Genomic DNA, 19,937 nt, shown 5'->3' with positions numbered 1-19,937 from the left:
TGGGACAAGCTTGCCCGGCTCCAATATCGCTGTATCGCATTCGTGTAATCAAGCCCACAGCCAATATGCGTCAGGGCAGCTAGTGTTTGCACTTGGGTTCTGCTAGGTTTTCATAGGATTAAGTGTGATACAAGGAAGGCAGGATGGTGACCGAAAACACAGCACCAAACGCCGCCGCTGACGTGGAGATGAGCCAGTATGTGGCTGATCGTACCCGCGTCAACGAGGACAAGATCAAGAAAGATGACGAGATCATCAGCCAGTTCGGCGACTACAACTATGGTTGGCATGATTCTGATGCCGCCGGCGAAGCCGCAAAACGAGGCATTGATGAGAACGTCGTACGCGCGATCAGCGCCGACAAAGGCGAGCCGCAGTGGATGCTCGACATGCGTCTGCGTGGATTCAAGGCGTTCCTCGAAAAGCCCATGCCCGATTGGGGTGTGGATCTCTCCGGCTTCAACGCAGACGACTTCAAGTACTACGTCAAGCCAATCGACAAGCAGGCGAAAAGCTGGGACGAACTGCCGGACGACATCCGCAACACCTACGATCGCCTCGGCATCCCGGAGGCGGAGAAGAACCGCCTCGTCTCCGGCGTGGCCGCCCAGTACGAGTCGGAGGTCATCTACAACTCCATCCAGGAGGACCTGAAGAAGCAGGGCGTCATCTTCGTCGACACGGACACCGCTGTGCGCGAATACCCTGAACTCGTCAAGAAGTACTTCGGCACCGTCGTGCCTCCGGAAGACAACAAGTTCGGTGCCCTCAACACCGCGGCATGGTCCGGCGGCTCGTTCGTATACGTGCCGAAGGGTGTGCACGTGGACATCCCGTTGCAGGCATACTTCCGCATCAACACCCCGGCCATGGGTCAGTTCGAGCGCACGCTCATCATCGCGGACGAAGGCTCCTACGTGCACTACGTGGAAGGCTGCACCGCCCCGATCTGGTCCGAGGACTCGCTGCACGCCGCCATCGTCGAGATCATCGTCGAAAAGCACGCCCGCGTGCGTTACACCACCGTGCAGAACTGGTCGAACAACGTCTACAACCTCGTCACCCAGCGTGCCTACGTGCGCGAGGGCGGCACGATGGAATGGGTCGACGGCAACATCGGTTCCAAGGCCACCATGAAGTACCCGGCCTGCATCCTCGCCGAACCGTACGCCAAGGCATCCACCATGTCCCTCGGCTTCGCCGGCAAGGGCCAGTACCAGGACACGGGCGCGAAGATGATTCACCTCGCCCCGCACACCAGCTCCACCATCGTCGCCAAGTCCATTTCCCGTGGTGGTGGACGTTCTGCCTATCGCGGTCTGGTCAAAATCGTCAAGGGCGCGTACGGTTCGTCCAACTCGACCGTGTGCGATGCCCTGCTGGTCGACGACTTCTCCCGCTCCGATACCTACCCGCACGTCGACGTTCGCGAAGACGACGTTTCGATGGCCCACGAAGCCACCGTTTCCAAGATTTCCGAAGACCAGCTCTTCTACCTGATGAGCCGAGGACTTACGGAAGAAGAGGCGCGAGGCATGATCGTGCGCGGCTTCGTCGAACCGATCAGCCGCGAGCTGCCTATGGAATACGCGCTCGAACTCAACAGACTTGTGGAACTCCAGATGGAAGGATCGGTGGGCTGATTCCGATGACCGACAACACAACACCCGTCAAGGAAATCAAGATTCCGGTCGCCGACCCCAACGACCCGTACGCGATTCCGGCCGCCATGCCGTCCTCCGTGGACCATGCCGTGCGCTCGTTCAACGCAGGCGACTACCCGGAGCCCTGCCGCAAGCAGGACGAATGGCGCTACACGCCTATCGAGCGCATCAACGAGTTCTTCACCGTGTTCGAGCCTTCCGGCGAAACGCAGATCGAAGTCTCCATGATTGACGGCTCGCCGTTGGCCGAAGGCGTGAAGCTCAGCCAGATCAAGCTCGGTGAGGGCCTGTCCGGCACTGTGTCCAAGCCCAACGACCGCGTCTCCGCAGTCGAATGGGAATCCGGCCACACCGCAACCATTCTGGAACTGTCCGGCGAGATCGCCCAGCCCGTGCTCGTCAAGGTGCACGGCGCGGGGGAGAACCTCGACGCTTTCCATCTGGTGATCGCCGCCGCCGACAAGGCTCATGCGGACGTCGTCGTGGAACACGACGGTGACGCACGACTGGCCGAAGGCGTGGAAATCACCACCGGCAAGGACTCGCACGTCTCCACCACGTTCGTTCAGGAATGGGCCAAAACCGCCAAGCATGTGGCCAACCACCGCATCCACGTCGGCGAAGGCGCATCCCTGCGCCACTCCGTCGTAACCTTGGGCGGCGACATCGTCCGCATCCGCATGGATCAGGACTTCGGCGGCGAACAGGGCGACCTCAACATGCTCGGCATCTACTTTGTGGACCCCGGCGAGCATATCGAACACCGCACGATGGTGGTACACAACCACCCCGACTGCAAGTCCCGCGTGGTCTACAAGGGCGCGCTTGACGGCAAGGGCGCGCACTCCACTTGGGTGGGCAACGCGCTCATCCAGCCCACCGCCCCCGGCACCGACTCCTACGAGCTCAACCGCAACCTGGTCCTGACCCCGGGCGCCATCGCCGATTCCGAGCCGAACCTCGAAATCGAAAACGGCAACATCATCGGTGCCGGTCACGCCTCTTCGGTGGGCCGCTTCGACGACGAGGAACTGTTCTACCTCGAATCCCGCGGCATCCCCGAAACCGACGCCCGCAAGCTCGTGGTGCGCGGCTTCTTCGGCGAACTCGTCGAGGAGATCGGCATTCCCGCCATCTCCGAACATCTGATGACCGTGATTGACCGCCGACTGGCCCGTGGCGAAAACGACGCCATGGCACAGGTCCTCGAAGACAAGTAAGAACAGCATTTTTAGGAGCACAACAATGTCAACACTCGAAATCAAGGACCTGCACGTCCACGTCGAAACCAAGGAAGGCATCAAGCCGATCCTGAAGGGTGCCACCCTGACCGTCCACTCCGGCGAAACCCACGCCATCATGGGCCCCAACGGTTCCGGCAAGTCCACTCTCGCCTACACGTTGGCCGGCCACCCCAAGTACGTGGTCGACTCCGGCGAGGCCCTCCTCGACGGCAAGGACATCCTCAAGATGACTCCGGACGAGCGCGCCAAGGCCGGCCTGTTCCTGGCCATGCAGTACCCGGTCGAAATACCGGGCGTGTCCATGACCAACTTCTTGCGCACCGCCAAGACCGAAATCGACGGCGAGGCTCCCGGTATTCGCCAGTGGGCCAAGGACCTGTCCGTAGCCATGAAGCGCCTCAAGATGGACCCGAAGTTCGCCTCCCGTTCCGTGAACGAAGGCTTCTCCGGCGGTGAAAAGAAGCGCGCCGAAGTGCTGCAGCTCGAACTGCTGAAGCCGAAGTTTGCCATCCTTGACGAAACCGACTCCGGCTTGGACGTGGACGCCCTGCGCATCGTGTCCGAAGGCGTGAACCGCGCCAAGGAAGCCAACCAGTTCGGCATCCTCATGGTCACGCACTACACCCGTATCTTGAAGTACATCAAGCCGGACATCGTGCACGTGTTCGCCGACGGCCACTTCGTCAAGACCGGCGGCCCTGAGCTGGCCGACGAACTCGAAGAGAACGGCTACGACCAGTACTTGCCCGAAGGCGCCGACTCCGAGTCCGCACTGGCCTGAGTCCGTGACCGTGGGAGTCTGACATGCCCTATTTCCGACACGCTCCGGGCCGCTAGGCCAAGTCTTTACGGTCGCGAACAGGCCATGTCAGACTCCCACTCGTTTCGTACAATTGTTACGTAAGTAGGGGGAACATAATGGTTGATTTTAAGGAGATTCGGGTGCAGTTCCCGATTCTGGATCAGGAGATTCACGGGCACCCGCTCGTGTACCTGGATTCTGCGGCCACCTCGCAGAAGCCGAATGCGGTGATCGACGCTGAGGCGAACTTCTACCGTACAATTAACGCCGGCGTGCACCGCGGTGCCCACGAGCTGGCGGCCCGTAGTACCATGGCCTTCGAAGAGGCCCGTGTCAAGGTCGCCAAGCTGGTCGGCGCGAATGCGGCCGAAGGTGAAGAGGAGGTCGTCGTCACCGGTGGCGCCACGGCCGGACTGAACCTGCTCGCCACCGCATTCGGCAATGCATCGCTGGGGCGTGGGGGAGAAGCCGCCAAGCGTTTTGCCTTGAAGCCGGGCGATGAGATCGTCGCCTCGCGTGCGGAACATCATTCAGTGCTGCTGCCGTTCCAGGAGCTGGCCTACCGTACCGGCGCCACCTTCAAGTGGATCGACCTGACCGAGGACGGCCGTGTACGTACGGACAACCTCGACGAAGTCATCACCGAGCGTACCAAGGTCGTGGCCGTCACCCACGTGGGCAACACCACGGGTGCCATCACCAACATCGCCCCTATCATCAAGCGTGCGCATGAAGTAGGTTCGATCTTCATCTTGGACGCGTGCCAGTCCGTACCGCACCTCAAGGTCGATTTCCACGCGCTTGATGTGGACTTCGCCGTCTGGAGCGCGCACAAGATGTACGGTCCTACCGGCGTCGGTTTCCTGTATGGTAAGCGCGAACTGCTCGAAGCCCTGCCTCCGGCCAACTTCGGCGGCTCCATGGTCGAGCTCGCCTACATGGACCACGAGGCCCAATACATGGCCCCTCCGGCCCGCTTCGAGGCCGGCACCCAGCCGGTCGCCCAAGTGGTGGCCGCAGGCGTCGCCGCCGAATGGATGATGAACATCGGCCTTGAGAACATCGAAGCCCATGAGAAGACCATCTCCGCCGAACTGCTCAAGCTCGGCGACATCGATGGCATTCGCATCCTCGGGCCGCGCGAAAACGTGGACCGCATCGGCACCGTGGCCTTCGACGTGGCCGGCGTGCACCCGCACGATGTGGGCCAGTTCATCGACGCCCAGGGCATCGCGATTCGCGTGGGACACCACTGCGCCCAGCCGGTACACCGCCACTTCGGCCTATACGCATCCAACCGTGCCTCCTCCGGTGTCTACAATTCGGTCGAAGATGCCCAAGCGTTGGTCGAAGCGGCCAAGGGCATCCGTAAGTTCTTTGGAGTGGAGTAAAACAGAACACCATGAACGAATTCGGTATGAGCGGGGATGACCTCGAACAGATGTACCAAGAGGTCATCCTCGAGGCGTCGAAACATCCGCATGGCAAGGAATCCTTTGCGCCCAACGCAGCGGTCGAACAGTCCGCGGACGCAGCGGCCAATGTCACCGTGCAAGCCAGCCACGAATACTGCACGCCCGGTGAATCGCACCAGTTCAACCCGACCTGCGGCGACGAGGCGACCATCCATGTCGAAGTCTCCGATGACGAACCGCACACCATCAAGCGATTGGTGTGGGACGGCGACGGCTGCTCCATTTCGCAGGCCAGCCTGTCAGTGATGGTCGATCTGGCGGACGGCAAAACCGTGGACGAGGCCATGGATCTGGAACAGACATTCCACAAGTTGATGGAATCGCGCGGTGCCGGTCTGGACGACGAGAACCTGGAAGAAAAGCTCGGCGACGCCGTGGTATTCCAAGGCGTGTCGAAATACCCTATGCGCATCAAATGCGCTCTGCTAGGCTGGGAAGGGCTGAAGGACTCCATCGCCAAAGCCCTCGCTGCAAAGAACTGAGGAAATATGTCCAACGATAGTTTGGTTCCCGAACCACAGCCGTCCGTTTTCGATGCCGTCAACAGCGTCCTGCAGGACGAGGAGACCGCTCGCCGCGTGATGGCCAACCCGGCCTTGGCCAAGGGCTTCCCGAACGGACGCCCAATCGAGCACTCTGCTGCGTCCGGCGATGACACCTGTGCGTGTGGCGGTCACCACGGCAAATGCGGTTGCCAGGATGACGAACAGTCCGATGGCAGCGAGATTCCGATCAAGGCGATTGACGATATCGGCCGCGCCACCGCCGAAGACGTGTACGAGGCACTGCATCAGGTGATTGATCCGGAGCTTGGCATCGACGTGATCGATTTGGGTCTGGTCTACGGCATTGAGATCGATGAGCTAGGCCGCGCCATTATTACGATGACGCTGACCACGCCGGCCTGCCCGCTGACCGACCTTATCGAGGACGAATGCGCATCCACGCTGGCCGGTCTGGTCGAGGAGTTCCGCATCGACTGGACGTGGGACCCGCGCTGGACCATGGAGCGCATCGCGCCCGAAGGCCGCGACCAGCTCGCCGCCCTAGGCTTCAACTTCGACAACATGCCAAAGTACTGATAGCGCTTAGTAAGCTCCCTCTGATGAGGGAGCTCTATACGAGAAAAGCCCCGCATGATACGGGGCTTTTCCATGTCTGGACTGGTCAATCAGTCATCGACGATGGTGTTCTTCGGGACAACCGTGATGCCGTCCGGCGTGACAGTGAAGCCGCGAGCCAGATCGTGCTCGGTATCGATGCCGACAGTGGAGTTTTCGGTGAGCACCACATTCTTGTCAAGAATTGCCTTGTACACGCGGGCACGGCGGTTGATGATTACACCGTCGAACAGCACGGAATCGACAATCTGTGCCCACGAGTGGATACGCACATTGGGGGAGAGCACGGAGTGGTGCACTTCACCGCCGGAGACGATCACACCGGGGGAGACGATTGAATCGGTGGCGTGGCCCAGACGGTCGCGGCCGGCGTGCACGAACTTGGCCGGCGGCAGGTTGCCGGACATCGTGTAAATCGGCCAATCCTGGTTGTACAGGTTGAACTCGGGCACATAGGCGATCAGATCCATGTGTGCATCGTAGAACTGCTTAATCGTACCGACGTCGCGCCAGTAAGCGTGATCAGTGGCCGTGGAACCCGGAATCTCGTTCGAGTTGAAGTCGTAGACGCCGGCCTCGTTGCGAGAAGCGAAGTACGGGGCGATGTCGCCGCCCATGTCGTGCTTGGTGTCGGCAGCCTTCTCATCGAGAGACAGAGCCTCGAACAGGGCCTTGGTGTTGGCAACGTAGTTACCCATGGAAGCCAGAATCTGGTTCGGATTGTCCGGCAGACCGGTGGTGGCGGCCGGCTTCTCTTGGAAGTTCTTGATCATGTTCGGGTGATCGGGATCGACCTCAATCACACCGAACTGGTTCGATTCCTCGATGGGCTGGCGGATACCGGCCACGGTGAACTCAGCACCGGACTCGATGTGCTGCTGAACCATCTGTTCGAAGTCCATGCGGTAGACGTGGTCGGCACCCACAATCACCACGATGTCCGGCTGGACATCCTCGATGATGTTGATGGTCTGGTAGATGGCGTCGGCGGAGCCGAGATACCAATGCTTGCCGAGACGCTGCTGCGCGGGCACAGGGGAGACGTACGAGCCAAGCAGCGGGGAGAAACGCCAGACCTGGGAGATGTGGCGGTCAAGCGAGTGAGACTTGTACTGGGTGAGCACCACGACCTGACGGTACCCGGAGTTCACCAGATTGCTCAACGGGAAATCGATCAGACGATACACACCACCGAAGGGAACGGCGGGCTTCGCGCGATCGCGGGTTAACGGCATCAGGCGGGTCCCCTCACCACCTGCAAGCACAATCGACAGAATCTTGGGATTCTTGGCCATCGTAACTGTCCTCTCTGTTACTGAGCGTCTTCCGACACCGCACTGCTGGGGCCGGATGCTTCCTTGCATTCGGTTTACATAGTTAATAATTGCAGAAAAATTCGAACATGCAAGGCTTTCGCCCCCCCGCGTGCCGTGAACTTGCGATGAACAGTTTCGTAGATTTGTTAAGGATTCGGCCTTTTCGGAGCGCGTGCGATTCCTTAGCGTGTCGCGTAGAACGCCACTGCGCTGGATGCCGCCACGTTCAGACTATCCACGCCGTGGCTCATCGGAATCTTCACGGTCAAATCGGTGCGGGCAATCGTATGGTGGGACAGGCCGTCGCCCTCGGTGCCGAAGATCAGCGCGAGCTTGTCGATATGCGTCGGATCTTCGGCAGGCGCGTGCATACGGCGTGTCAGTTCGTCCAACGAAATCGAACGATCCTCCAATGCCATGGCCACGGTGGTGAAGCCCAGCGACTTCAACTCGTCGATGCCCTGGAACGGCCAGTAATGCTTGTTTTCGGTACCGTCGTCGTTGAACCCGGTGATACGGGTCCACGGAATCTGGAATACGGTGCCCATCGACACACGAGCGGCTCGTCGGTACAGCGGATCACCGCAGGAGGGTGTGACCAGCACGGCATCCACATCGAGCGCGGCCGCCGAACGCATCAGTGCGCCCACATTGGTGTGGTCCACGATGTTTTCCATTACTGCCACGCGGCGGGCGCTCCTGCAGACCTCGGCTACGGAGGGCAGCGTCCAGCGTCGCATCGCGCATAGGGCGCCGCGATGCAAACGGTAGCCGGTCAGACGCTTGAGCTGCTCAGGGGAGGCCACGTAGACGGGAACGTCCGCGCCCCAGCGCCCGTCGATGAAGTCGAAGGTGTCTTTCATGCCCTCCAGCCAAGGTTCCTCGACCAGCAGTGACAGCGGTTCGCGGTCAGCGGCCAGCGCGCGGTCGATGACTTTGGGGGACTCGGCGATGAACACGCCCTTGGCTGGTTCCAAGCGATTGCGCAACTGCATTTCGGTGAGGCTCACGTACGCTTCGACGCGCGGGTCGTCAACGGTGTCCAGCGTGATGAACTGCATTGGTGGCCTTTCGTGTGTGCAGATAACGAAAAACCCCTTGCAATGCAAGGGGTTTATCTGTGCCCGAGACGGGACTTGAACCCGTACGCCCGTATAAAATAGGCACTAGCACCTCAAGCTAGCGCGTCTACCATTCCGCCACCCGGGCAGGTGTCGTTTGGACAACGAGTAGATAGCCTAACATGAAATTACAGGGATGCAATTCGCGCGTGTGCCCGGCGTGTCGCGTGTAGCCTTGAAGTCATGACTGATGCCCTTTTTCTTTTCGACCCGCAGGTCGACGACGTCCCGGTGAACAGCGACGAACTCCACGCCGGCTGGAGGCTAACCCTGCCCGCTCACATCAAGCGCCATGCCGTGCAGGCCATGCGACTCAAGGCAGGGGACAGCCTGCAACTTTCCGACGGCAACGGCTTGAGAATCCAGGCAGTGATGGCCGATCCTGAAGCCGGACTGGCTGAAGTCGTGGAAGTGGGGCGCGAACCCGAGCCGCTCACCCGTTTGGCGCTGATTCAGGCATTGGCGAAAACCGGCCATGATGAGCGGGCCATCGATATGGCTACGCAGATCGGCGTCGACCAAGTGGTGCCATGGCAGGCGGACCGATCCATTGCCAAGTGGAAGGTCGGTCGTACAGACAAGAAGTGGAATTCGGTACTGGATGCCGCCACCGAGCAGTCGCGGCGCGCCTTTAAGCCGCAACTGGAGGCGTGCGCGTCCAGCAAGGAGGTCGTGGCCATCTGCCGCAGGGCCTGCGTGCATGGCGATGTGGTGATTGTGCTGCATCAGGATGCTACCGATACGTGGTCCGGCGTGGAGGAGAAGGTTGCGCAGTTGGTGGAACGCACGCTCCAGGACGGCCGGCCGCGGACTGTCAGTGTGGTGGTCGGGCCTGAGGGCGGCATCAGTGAGCAGGAGGTAGCTGATTTCGTCAAGGCCGGAGCGGTGAGCTGCGTACTGGGGCGCAATATTCTGAGAGCCGCGACGGCCGGTCCTGTAGCGTTGTCGCTGTTGTCTCGGGTGTTGGGACGTTACGAGTAACGCCCACGCACTAAGCTGGTGCGTAGCAACATCAAACCAAGGAGCATGATGAGCGAATCCGACGATTGCCTGTTCTGCAAGATCATCGCAGGGCAGATTCCCAGCAGCAAGGTCTACGAGGACGAGACGACCTACGCATTCAACGACATCAATCCCAAGGCCAAGGTCCACGTGCTCGTGGTGCCCAAGAAGCACTACGCCAACGTCGCCGAACTTGCCGCCGATGACCCGACCGAGCTGGCCCACATCGTTTCCATCGCGCAGAACATCGCCGACAAGGAATTTCACGGCGCCTACCGACTGGTGTTCAATACCGGTCTCGACGCCGGCCAGACCGTCTTCCACGTGCACGCGCACGTGATGACCGGCGAAAAGCTCGACGAGTAGTAGGAGAATATCCGCTTCGTGGCAACGACTACACGTACCATCACCATCCCGCCCCAACTTGACCCCGTCGCCGTGCTCGGCCCGGTTGACGAGGTCATTCGCGAGGTGGAGCGCGCCTTTCCAGACCTGACGATTATCGTGCGCGGCAACCGCGTGGCGATCGTCTCCCGCTCCAAGCAGACCGAAGCCCAAGCCGCACAGGCCGAGGATTTGGTGAACACCATCATCCAAGCCGCCTACACCGCGCCTATGGACGCCGATACCGTGCGTCGCATGCTCGACCAGAACGTGCTCAAGAACCACGTGCGCCTCGAACATCCCGGTCACGGCCCGGTGCGTGACAAACTGGCGCAATCGACCTCAAACGAACGCGCCCATGCACGTTCTGCCGGCTCCCACGACCCGACGTACCGCAAGCCCACGGTTCCCGGCGTCATCACCTTTGCTGCCGGCGTGCCGGTCCGTGCGAAAACCGCCGGACAAGTGGCCTACGTGAACGCCATCGAATCGTACACCATCACCTTCGGCATTGGTCCCGCAGGCACCGGCAAGACGTATCTGGCCGTGGCCAAGGCTGTGCGTGCCTTCCAGGACAAGCAGATTCGCCGCATCATCCTCACACGCCCGGCCGTGGAGGCCGGCGAAAGCCTCGGCTTTCTGCCCGGCACGCTGAACGACAAGGTTGACCCGTATCTGCGCCCGCTGTACGACGCGCTTGGCGACATGCTCGGCGCCGACCAGCTCAAGCGGTACATGGACGACGGCTCCATCGAAGTGGCGCCGCTCGCCTACATGCGCGGCCGTACGCTGAACGACGCGTTCGTGATCCTCGACGAGGCTCAGAACACCACCGAACAGCAGATGAAGATGTTCCTGACCCGTCTGGGCTTCAACACCACGATGGTCATCACCGGCGATATCTCGCAGGTGGACCTGACCGTGCCGCGCTCGGGACTGGCCACCATCGAACGCATCTTGGGCGGCATCAACGACATCGCATTCGTGCATCTCAAAACCGAGGACGTGGTACGTCACCAGCTGGTCGGCCAGATCGTGGTCGCCTACGACCGTCACTCCGCCATCGCCGGCGACCACCGCGACATCGAACGCAAGGGGCGCCGCAACCATACCGACTTCGATGCCCGCCAGCAAGCGGATTCAACCAACCAAAGTGAGACAGACGATGAGCGTTGACGTCACCAATGAAACCCAGTGGGTCATCGACCCCAAGGTCTTCTCCGATTTGGGTATTTGGGTACTCGACCAGATGCGCGTGAGCACCCAGTCCGACCTGACCATCATGTTCGTGGATCCCGATCCCATCGCCGAACTGCACATGCGTTGGATGAACCTCGAAGGCCCGACCGACGTGATGAGCTTCCCGATGGACGAGCTGCGCCCTGGCGACGGCAAAACCGTGATGGAAGGAGTGCTCGGCGACATCGTCATCTGCCCGTGGGTCGCTGCCCAACAGGCTGCCGCAGCTGGACACAGCACCATGCAGGAGATGCTGTTGCTTACCATCCACGGCATCCTGCACCTGCTCGGCTACGACCACGTGACCCCCGAGCAGGAGCGCCAGATGTTCGGCCTGCAGCGACAGCTGCTGCTCACCTTCTTCGCCCTACGCCACGATGCCAACGTGCAGGCCACGCTGCCCGCCGGCACACCCGACGCGCTGGCCCTGTACGACGCCGCGCACGGTGCTGGCCGCGACCTCGATTCCAAATAAACTCCCAAATCAATCACACCAAATCCGGATTATTCGATACCGTTCAAGGACATTCAAGGACACCGAAAAATCATTATGGAGTATTCCAGTACCACGCTGATCGCCATCACCGTCATTCTCGTACTTGTGGCGGCCTTGTTCGTCTGGCTCTCGCTGACCATGGCCGCCGCTGAAGGCGCCGTGGCCCGCGTAACGCGAGCCAGCCTCAACAATCTCATCCTCGAGGTGCAGACCGACTCCGAAGCAAGCCAGTTCCTCACGATGAAGAAGATCGACAAGATTCATCGCGTGCAACGGCTCATCGCCGACCGTTACGCCACCGCCGGCAGCTGTGCGTTCTTCCGCATCGCCTGCAATGTGCTCGACGGCGTACTGGTGTCTTCCATCGCATCCCTGTGGGGTGCGGAACTGTGGGTTGAACTGCTCGCCGGATTCCTGTTCGCGATTATCGTAGCCGTGGTCTCCGTACTGGTCCGCCCGCGCACCGCCGGCATGACCAAGCCGGTCGGCATCATGATTTCCAACTCGCGCATCGTGTCGTTGGCCACCAAGCTCACGCCGTTCGCACGCATCGGTGGCGACAAGTCCGGTTCCAAGGGGCCGGGCCGCCGCTCCAAGGACTCCGATCTGTCCGACGACGAGGAGCTTGAGAAGATTCAGCTCGAGCAGGGCAAGGCCGCCATCGACCGACTGGTGGAGTCCAACGACTTCGATCCGGAAGTCTCCGAAATGTTGCGCAACGTGCTCACCCTGTCTGATACGTTGACTCGCGAGATCATGGTGCCGCGCACCGATATGATCTGCATGGAGCGCGACTCCACACTGTCTTCCGCGCTGAAACTGTTCTCCCGCTCCGGTTTCTCCCGCGTGCCGGTGATCGGTGAGGATGTGGATGACCTGATCGGCGTGGCCTATTTGAAGGACGCCGTGCGCGCCACCGCCTTCAACCCGGCGGCCATGGAGCGCGCGGTCGAATCCATCGTCCGGCAACCGCTGCTTGTTCCCGAATCCAAGCCGGTGGACGACCTGTTCCATGAGATGCAGCGTTCCCGCCAGCATGTGGCCGTGGTGGTCGATGAGTATGGCGGCATCGCCGGCATGGTGACTATCGAGGATGCCATCGAACAGATTGTCGGCGAGCTGGAAGACGAGCACGACCGCACCCAGCGTACTGAGCCGGAGAAAATCGGCGACAACAAGTGGAAGATGCCCGCCCGTACGCCGATTGCCGATCTGGAGGAGATCTTCGAGATCGACATTGATGAGGACGATGTCGATACCGTGTACGGCCTGCTGACCAAGATTCTGGGCCGCGTGCCGATTGTCGGTGCCTCGGCTGTGACGCGCGGTCTGCGACTGACCGCCGTGGACTCCGCCGGGCGCCGCAAGAAGGTGTCCACCATCGTCGTCGAACCGGCGCACGTCGAGGGCGGCGAGGAAAATAACAAGACCCATGAGGAAACTGACGGCGAGCCCGTCGAAGGCGATGATACCGCCAGCAAGGAGTGATATGACCGACCAGAACAACAGCACGAACGACGTCGATGACATTGACGTCACCGATGCTTCCGATGTTGCCGGTGTTGCCGAAGTCGACGCGACCGGTGAGACGGAGAACGTGACCAAGCAGGACGTGCCGTATCGCTCCGGATTCGTGGCCGTGGTCGGCCGCCCGAACGTCGGCAAATCCACGTTGATCAACGCGTTGATCGGCAAGCAGATCGCCATCGCATCCTCTCGCCCGGAAACCACCCGTAAGGCGATTCGCGGCATCCTGACCGCCGACCACGCGCAGCTCGTGCTCGTGGACACGCCCGGTATTCACCGTCCGCGTACGTTGCTCGGTCAGCGTCTGAACGACGTGGTCGACGAATCTCTGGCTGATGTGGATGTGGTGGCCTTCCTGCTGCCCGCCGATCAGGAAATCGGCCCTGGCGACAAGCGTATTCTCTCCCGACTGCGTACCGACTTCGCCACCAAGCGTGAGGACGGTACGTTTAAGTGGCGCATCCCGCTGATTGCCATCGTCACCAAGATCGACGAGCTTGGCCGTCAGCAACTCATCAACAAGCTCATCGAAATCAACGATTTCGCCGATTTCTCGGACATCGTGCCGGTGAGCGCCCTGAAGCACGACAATCTGGCTGAAGTGAAGAACGTGCTCATTGAGCACACACCCGAGGGTCCGCAGATGTACCCGGACGATCAGATCAGCGAGGAACGTCCGGAAGACACCATCGCCGAACTCGTGCGCGGTGCGTTCCTTGAGACCCTGGACGACGAGCTGCCGCATTCGCTGGCCGTGGTGGTCGATTCCATCGACTATCCGGAAGACAACGAGACCGGTCAGGGCTATGACGGCAAGGCGCAGGTCAACGTATCCATTTACGTGGAGCGCGACTCCCAGAAGCCGATCATCATCGGCAAGGGCGCCTCGAACCTCACCTACGTCAAGAAGAAGCTACGCACCCCGGTCAACCGCATCGTCGGCCAAAAAGCCAAGCTCGACCTCCACGTCAAGGTAGCCAAAGGCTGGCAGTCCGACCCCAAGCAGCTGGAGCGCCTGGGCTTCTAAGGCGTATAGACGAAAAAGCTCCCTCGTCAGAGGGAGTTTTTGCTATACGGTTCACTTCCGCTTCGTGTACATCTGGGCGTTGAGGAGGGTGGAGTAGCGCTTGATGACCTTGGGACGAATCACCTTCATGGAAGCGGTCATCAGGCCGTTCTCCTGAGTGAACTCCTCGGGCAGGATGATGAACTTGCGCACGGACTCGGCGCGGGAGACGCCCTCGTTGGCCTGATCGACCCATTTCTGCACTTCGGCGCGCACGGCGGCGTTCTTGGCGGCATCCTCCAGCGGCATGTTCTCGTCCAGACCCTTGGCGGCCAGCCACGGGCGCAGCGACTCCTCGTCCAGCGTCACCAATGCGGAGATGAACGGACGCTTATCACCCAGCACCAGCGCCTGGGAGACGAACTCGCAACGCTGAATGACTTCCTCGATCGGGCCGGGGGAGACGTTCTTACCACCTGCAGTGATAATCAGATCCTTCTTGCGACCGGTGATGTACAGGAAGCCATCGTTGTCGATACGGCCCAAGTCGCCGGTGACATACCAGCCATCTTCGGTGAACGACAGCTCAGTGGCCTCGTCGTTCTTGTGATAGCGCGGGAACACGGCACGACCCTTGACCTGAATTTCGCCGTCCTCGGCGATGCGCAGGGAGAATCCGGGGAATGCGATGCCCACGGAACCAGCGTGGAACGGCGTACCCAGCGGGTTGAACGCGCACGGTGCGGTGGTCTCGGTTAGACCGTAGCCCTCGTATACAGGCACACCCGCGCCACGGAAGAAAGCCAGCAGTTCCGGGTCAAGCGGGGCACCGCCGGCCACAATCCACTTGGCGCGACCGCCGAGCACTTCGCGCAACGAAGAGTAGACAATCGGATCGAAGGCAGCGCGGCGAGTGCGGGTCAGTGCACCTGCCTTGCCATTGGTGGAGACTTCCTTCATATAGTTCTGCGCAGCCACCACGGCGGAGGCGAACACCACGCCCTTTGGACCGTGTCCGGCCTTCTGAGATGCGGCGTTGTACACCTTCTCCAGCACACGCGGCACCACGATCATGATGGACGGCCTGGCCACCTGCAGGTCGCTGATCAGCGTCTTGATGCCGGCTGCGATATAGATGTGCACGTTCGAGGCCACGACGATGTAGTTGATGGCGCGGGCGAAGGAATGGGCCTGCGGCAGGAACAACAGGATGGTGTTTTTCTTGTCGTGCAGCAGTTCGGGCATGTAGGTCGGCAGATTCAGCGCGGTCTGGCAGTAGTGCTCATGGGTCATTTCCACGCCCTTCGGCGCGGCCGTGGAACCGGAGGTGTACACGATGGAGCACAGGTCGGTCTTCTTGACCGAGTCGATGCGTTCGTCCAGCTCTTCGTCCGAGATGCCGGCGCCATAGGCCTTGATTTCGTCCAAGCCACCGGTCTCGATGGTGATGATGTGCTCCAAAGACGGGCATTCCTCGACGGATCCATCCGCCTTCTCGCGCATGTCCGTATCTTGCACGATCAGCAGGCGGGCGTCGGAATTATTGACGATGTTGCGAATCTGCTCGGCCGAATCGGTGTCGTAGATGGTGGCCAGCACACCGCCGCAGGCCATGATCGCCGCGTCGGTCAGGTCCCAGTCGTAGGAAGTGCGGCACATGAATGCCACGGCATCGCCCTTCTTCAGGCCGTAATGAATCAGGCCCTTGGCCACGGCACGCACGTCAGCCAGGAACTCGTTGGCGGTGACAGTCACCCAATCGTTGCCGGACTTGTAGGTGTACAGCGGCTCATCGCCCATACGTTCGGCGCGGTCCGCATACAGGTCGTAGATGGACGTACCTTCGTCCAGCGGAGGATTGCCTTCGGTGGAGGTGGTGAGCAGGCCGGTGGCGGGGTCGATGTCGGTGACGGTCAGGTGGCCGTCGTCCCAATCGTCGCTGTGAGGCAAAGCGATATTGGCCTCGACCGGCACGTCGGCGTTAGACAGGTAATCGGGCTCGTCCGGAGTGTCGTCGTGGACCGGGTGGACGAAGTCGGATCCCAACCTGAGCGCCTTACGGGTGAGATTGATAGTGTGCTGCGTGAAGGAATTGATAACCGACAAGTCTTGCTCCTGTAAACCTTTCAGTGTCGTCCAGCCATGAGGCGAACGCTTCTCAAAGTTCAAATTGTAATCGCCCAAACCGAACTCGTCACCTTACGCAACCGTAGGATTCTGGCTGGTTAGGGGAGTGCGTGGCAAAATATTGCACAGGTCCCGATATTGTTGAGTAACCGTGAGCTACGAAACGGTGATTGTCGATAATTATTGAGCGGTTGGTTGCTAATCGATGCCAGGTGATCGTTGGACGACTTCCGAGCAATTCATCTGCAATGCACATGGACACATTCGTATTTCTCACTAGTTTCGGGTTCGTTTCTGTTTCGATTGGCGGAATCTCAAGTCATGGTCTTTACCTTCCGACTACACTTACCATGCGGATAACCATGTCCATTTTGAAGAAGAACAAGAAAGGGCTCTCATGGCGCAAAACCCAGAAGCCACCGTGGTGTTCGGCGTTTTGAACGAAACGTCCGAAACGGAATCCCGCGTCGCGCTGACGCCGGATATCGTCACCCGGCTGAAGAGGAGCGGTGTCTCCTCACTGATTGAAGCAGGTGCCGGCATTGCTGCCGACTACACCGATGAGGATTACGAAAAGGCCGGTGCGAAGGTGACCAGCCGTGACGAGGTGCTCGCCGAAGCCGACGCGCTCGGTTTTGTGGACCGACCGTCCGCCGAGACCGTGGCCAAGCTCAAGGCCGGCCAGTGGGTCATTGGCATGCTCGGTTCCTTCACCGATGCCGATTACGTGGCCGCGCTCGAGAAGGCCGGTCTGGTGGGCATCGCCATCGAAAAGCTGCCCCGTAAGCTTTCCAGCGCCCAGTCCATGGATGAGATGACCTCTCAGAACTCCGTGATGGGCTACAAGGCAGCCATCACCGCCGCCGATGCTTACGGTTCCTTCCTGCCGATGATGACCACCGCCGCCGGCACGATTCGCCCGGCTAAGGCGCTGGTGCTCGGTGCCGGCATCGCCGGTCTGCAGGCCATCGGTACGCTGAAGCGTCTTGGCGCGGTCGTCACCGCGTACGACGTGCGTCCCGCCTCCCAGGGCGAGGTCGAGTCCCTCGGCGCGAAGTTCCTTGATCTGGGACTTGACTTCTCCAAGGGCCAGGGCGAGGGCGGCTATGCCCGCGCGCTGAGCGCCGAAGAGCAGGCTCAGCAGCAGGCCGCCGTCGACGAAAAGGCCGCCGGCTTTGACATCATCATCACCACCGCCAAGGTCCCGGGCCGTAAGCCCCCGGTGCTGCTCACCGCAGCCGGCGTCAAGGGTCTCAAGCGTGGTGCCGTGATCGTGGACTGCGCAGCATCCGACCTCGGCGGCAACGTCGAGGGCTCCGCCGTTGGTGAGCAGGTCACCGAGGGCGGTGTCAAGCTGATTGGCGCTCCCTACCTGGCCTCCGGCGTCGCCACCACCGCATCCAACCTGCTTTCGCGCAACGTGGCCGACATCCTCGTGCACTTCGTGCGTGACGGCAAGCTCGGCCAGGATCTCACCGAAGAACTCGACGACGCGCTGGTGGTTGCCGGCCGCGCCGCCGCCCCGGCAGCTGCTGCCGATGCCGAGAAGTCCGAGAAGTAAGGAAGAAGGAATACCATGCCTACTCTCGTCGTTTCCATTACCCTGTTCGTCCTCGCGCTGCTCATCGGCATCGAGGTCATCGGCAAGGTGCCCGCCACCCTGCACACGCCGCTTATGTCCGGCGCGAACTCCATCCACGGCATCGTCATCGTCGGCGTTGTGATCGTGGCAGCCGAAGCCAATACCCCGCTGGCCTACGTGTTCATCTTCCTGGCCGCTGTGCTGGGCACCATGAACGTCGTTGGTGGCTACGTGGTCACCGACCGCATGCTTGAGATGTTCAAGTCCAGCAAGAACGAGAAGAAGGGGGAGTCGAAGTAATGACCTCCGCAACCGTTGGCGCCATCGACATCGTCGCTTGGTTCGTCTACCTGTTCTCTGCCGTCCTGTTTGTGGTCGGTCTGCATTTCATGAATTCGCCGAAGACCGCCCGCAAGGGTAACCAGATCTCCGCGTTCGGCATGGTCGTGGCCGTGCTCATGGCGTTCATCGTGCTCTTCGCCAAGGGCTTCGTGAACATTGTCGCCGTGGTGGTGCTGGTCGTCGGCATCCTGATCGGTGCCGTGGCCGGTGTCGTCTCCGCCAAGAAGGTGAAGATGACCGATATGCCGCAGCTGGTCTCCGTGTTCAATACCGTGGGTGGTGGCGCCGCCGCACTCGTGGCCCTGAACGACATCCTGACCAAGGAAGGCACCCCGGACATCGTGGTGCTCATCACCGCTGGTCTCGGTATTCTCATCGGTTCTGTGACCTTCACCGGCTCGCTCATCGCAGCCGGCAAGCTGCAGGGTATCAAGTGGGTCAAGAAGCTGAACCTGCCGGGCAAGGGCGTATGGAACATTCTATTCGCCGTGCTGCCTGTCGCCTCGCTGGTCATGCTGTGCGTCCAGCCCGAACAGCGCCTGCTGTGGTCGATTCTGACCACCGTGTTCGCCCTGTGCTACGGCTTGGTCTTCGTGATTCCGATCGGCGGCGCCGATATGCCCGTCGTCATCTCTGTGCTCAACGCCTGCACCGGTACGGCTGTGGCTATGTCCGGTCTGGCGATTGACAACGTTGCCCTGATCGTGGCCGGCGCACTCGTCGGTTCCGCCGGTGTGACCCTGTCCATCCTCATGGCTCAGGCCATGAACCGCCCGCTGCTCTCCGTCTTGGCCGGTGGCTTCGGCGGTGGTGCTGACGCCGCCGCTGCTGGCGACGGTCCGGAAGGCACCATGAAGGAGACCACGCCGGACGATCTGGCCGTTCAGCTCGTCTACGCGCAGAAGGTCATCTTCGTGCCCGGCTTCGGTCTGGCTCAGGCTCAGGCCCAGCGCGAGCTCGCTGACCTCGGCGAACTGCTCAAGGGCCACGGCGTGGAAGTCTCCTACGCCATTCACCCGGTCGCAGGCCGTATGCCTGGCCACATGAACGTGCTGCTGGCCGAGGCCAACGTGCCCTACGAGGAGCTCGTGGATCTCGATGAGATCAACCCGCAGTTCCCGCAGGCCAATGTGGCTCTGGTCGTCGGCGCCAACGATGTGACCAACCCGGCCGCTCGTCGCCCCGGCACCCCGGTCTCCGGCATGCCGATTCTCGACGTCGACAAGTCCCAGAACGTCGTGGTCATGAAGCGCGGCCGCGGCATGGGCTACGCCGGCATCCAGAACGAGCTCTACTTCGAGGACAACACCCAGATGCTGTTCGGTGACGCGAAGAAGAGTCTGCAAGCCGTCATCGCCGCCGTCAAGGAATTGCTCGCGTAACCATTCTTGGCTCCCCTCGGTGAGGGGAGCTGTCGAACGGAGTGAGACTGAGGGGAGTAGCCCATACGCGGGTGCTCCCCTCAGTCAGCTTCGCTGGCAGCTCCCCT

18 protein-coding genes and 1 tRNA gene are annotated in these 19,937 nt (G+C 60.9%); 15 read left to right on the top strand and 4 right to left on the bottom strand.

Going from position 1 to position 19,937, the window contains the following annotated elements; genetic code table 11:
- Positions 1 to 143 precede the first annotated feature (143 nt).
- The 6 genes from sufB (at position 144) to ACEUKI_RS07555 (ending at position 6,267) form a co-directional block, all read left to right on the top strand.
- Positions 144 to 1,643, top strand: a complete 1,500-nt coding sequence (gene sufB / locus ACEUKI_RS07580; RefSeq protein ID WP_007055081.1) for a Fe-S cluster assembly protein SufB — start codon at positions 144 to 146, stop codon at positions 1,641 to 1,643.
- 5 nt (positions 1,644 to 1,648) lie between these two features.
- Entirely contained in the window at positions 1,649 to 2,884 is a 1,236-nt protein-coding gene (gene sufD, locus ACEUKI_RS07575; protein WP_374156671.1) for a Fe-S cluster assembly protein SufD, read from the top strand.
- A 25-nt stretch (positions 2,885 to 2,909) separates the two neighbouring features.
- Positions 2,910 to 3,689, top strand: a complete 780-nt coding sequence (gene sufC / locus ACEUKI_RS07570) for a Fe-S cluster assembly ATPase SufC (RefSeq protein ID WP_080784896.1) — start codon at positions 2,910 to 2,912, stop codon at positions 3,687 to 3,689.
- A 137-nt stretch (positions 3,690 to 3,826) separates the two neighbouring features.
- Positions 3,827 to 5,101 (top strand): cysteine desulfurase, encoded by a 1,275-nt coding sequence (locus tag ACEUKI_RS07565; protein ID WP_374156670.1) that lies wholly within the window; start codon positions 3,827 to 3,829, stop codon positions 5,099 to 5,101.
- Between the two features lie 11 nt (positions 5,102 to 5,112).
- Positions 5,113 to 5,667 (top strand): Fe-S cluster assembly sulfur transfer protein SufU, encoded by a 555-nt coding sequence (sufU, locus tag ACEUKI_RS07560; RefSeq protein ID WP_181896214.1) that lies wholly within the window; start codon positions 5,113 to 5,115, stop codon positions 5,665 to 5,667.
- Positions 5,668 to 5,673: 6 nt separating this feature from the next.
- A complete protein-coding gene (locus ACEUKI_RS07555) occupies positions 5,674 to 6,267 on the top strand; it encodes a metal-sulfur cluster assembly factor (RefSeq protein ID WP_374156669.1) in 594 nt (197 codons plus the stop codon).
- 89 nt (positions 6,268 to 6,356) lie between these two features.
- Here ACEUKI_RS07555 and glgC read toward each other — a convergent pair whose 3' ends face one another.
- The 3 genes from glgC to ACEUKI_RS07540 form a co-directional block, all read right to left on the bottom strand.
- Positions 6,357 to 7,601, bottom strand: a complete 1,245-nt coding sequence (glgC, locus tag ACEUKI_RS07550) for a glucose-1-phosphate adenylyltransferase (protein ID WP_115770332.1) — start codon at positions 7,599 to 7,601, stop codon at positions 6,357 to 6,359.
- 203 nt (positions 7,602 to 7,804) lie between these two features.
- Positions 7,805 to 8,683 carry an RNA methyltransferase gene (locus tag ACEUKI_RS07545; RefSeq protein WP_080784892.1) on the bottom strand — a complete coding sequence of 293 codons (879 nt, stop codon included), beginning with the start codon at positions 8,681 to 8,683 and terminating at the stop codon, positions 7,805 to 7,807.
- A 60-nt stretch (positions 8,684 to 8,743) separates the two neighbouring features.
- Positions 8,744 to 8,831, bottom strand: a tRNA-Leu gene (locus ACEUKI_RS07540).
- A 95-nt stretch (positions 8,832 to 8,926) separates the two neighbouring features.
- Between ACEUKI_RS07540 and ACEUKI_RS07535 the strand changes: the two genes are divergently transcribed.
- The 6 genes from ACEUKI_RS07535 (at position 8,927) to era (ending at position 14,418) form a co-directional block, all read left to right on the top strand.
- A complete protein-coding gene (locus tag ACEUKI_RS07535; RefSeq protein WP_115770333.1) occupies positions 8,927 to 9,724 on the top strand; it encodes a 16S rRNA (uracil(1498)-N(3))-methyltransferase in 798 nt (265 codons plus the stop codon).
- A gap of 48 nt (positions 9,725 to 9,772) precedes the next feature.
- Complete coding sequence (locus ACEUKI_RS07530; RefSeq protein ID WP_007055091.1) at positions 9,773 to 10,111, top strand: histidine triad nucleotide-binding protein; 339 nt, start codon at positions 9,773 to 9,775, stop codon at positions 10,109 to 10,111.
- A gap of 18 nt (positions 10,112 to 10,129) precedes the next feature.
- Positions 10,130 to 11,305 carry a PhoH family protein gene (locus ACEUKI_RS07525; protein WP_251848050.1) on the top strand — a complete coding sequence of 392 codons (1,176 nt, stop codon included), beginning with the start codon at positions 10,130 to 10,132 and terminating at the stop codon, positions 11,303 to 11,305.
- Positions 11,295 to 11,843, top strand: coding sequence for an rRNA maturation RNase YbeY (gene ybeY, locus ACEUKI_RS07520; protein WP_007052156.1), 549 nt, complete (start codon positions 11,295 to 11,297; stop codon positions 11,841 to 11,843). Before ACEUKI_RS07525 ends, ybeY begins: the two co-directional genes overlap by 11 nt.
- A gap of 75 nt (positions 11,844 to 11,918) precedes the next feature.
- Positions 11,919 to 13,352 (top strand): hemolysin family protein, encoded by a 1,434-nt coding sequence (locus ACEUKI_RS07515; protein ID WP_115770335.1) that lies wholly within the window; start codon positions 11,919 to 11,921, stop codon positions 13,350 to 13,352.
- A gap of 1 nt (position 13,353) precedes the next feature.
- On the top strand, positions 13,354 to 14,418 hold the full coding sequence (era, locus tag ACEUKI_RS07510) for a GTPase Era (RefSeq protein ID WP_007052158.1): 1,065 nt from the start codon (positions 13,354 to 13,356) through the stop codon (positions 14,416 to 14,418).
- Positions 14,419 to 14,469: 51 nt separating this feature from the next.
- On the opposite strand, the gene ACEUKI_RS07505 is transcribed toward era, so the two are convergent.
- Positions 14,470 to 16,503 (bottom strand): long-chain fatty acid--CoA ligase, encoded by a 2,034-nt coding sequence (locus ACEUKI_RS07505; RefSeq protein WP_181896215.1) that lies wholly within the window; start codon positions 16,501 to 16,503, stop codon positions 14,470 to 14,472.
- Positions 16,504 to 16,921: 418 nt separating this feature from the next.
- Between ACEUKI_RS07505 and ACEUKI_RS07500 the strand changes: the two genes are divergently transcribed.
- From ACEUKI_RS07500 to ACEUKI_RS07490, 3 genes are read left to right on the top strand one after another with little or no spacing between them, the layout of a single operon-like run.
- A complete protein-coding gene (locus ACEUKI_RS07500) occupies positions 16,922 to 18,085 on the top strand; it encodes an NAD(P) transhydrogenase subunit alpha (RefSeq protein WP_007052160.1) in 1,164 nt (387 codons plus the stop codon).
- Positions 18,086 to 18,100: 15 nt separating this feature from the next.
- On the top strand, positions 18,101 to 18,406 hold the full coding sequence (locus ACEUKI_RS07495) for an NAD(P) transhydrogenase subunit alpha (RefSeq protein ID WP_003829267.1): 306 nt from the start codon (positions 18,101 to 18,103) through the stop codon (positions 18,404 to 18,406).
- A complete protein-coding gene (locus ACEUKI_RS07490; protein WP_115770338.1) occupies positions 18,406 to 19,830 on the top strand; it encodes an NAD(P)(+) transhydrogenase (Re/Si-specific) subunit beta in 1,425 nt (474 codons plus the stop codon). The genes ACEUKI_RS07495 and ACEUKI_RS07490 overlap by 1 nt, the downstream gene beginning before the upstream one ends.
- Positions 19,831 to 19,937 lie beyond the last annotated feature (107 nt).

Origin of the sequence: Bifidobacterium sp. 2450 (assembly GCF_041900695.1) — a bacterium.
Taxonomy (GTDB): Bacteria; Actinomycetota; Actinomycetes; order Actinomycetales; family Bifidobacteriaceae; genus Bifidobacterium; species Bifidobacterium longum.
This window is presented reverse-complemented; position numbering and strand designations above follow the sequence as displayed.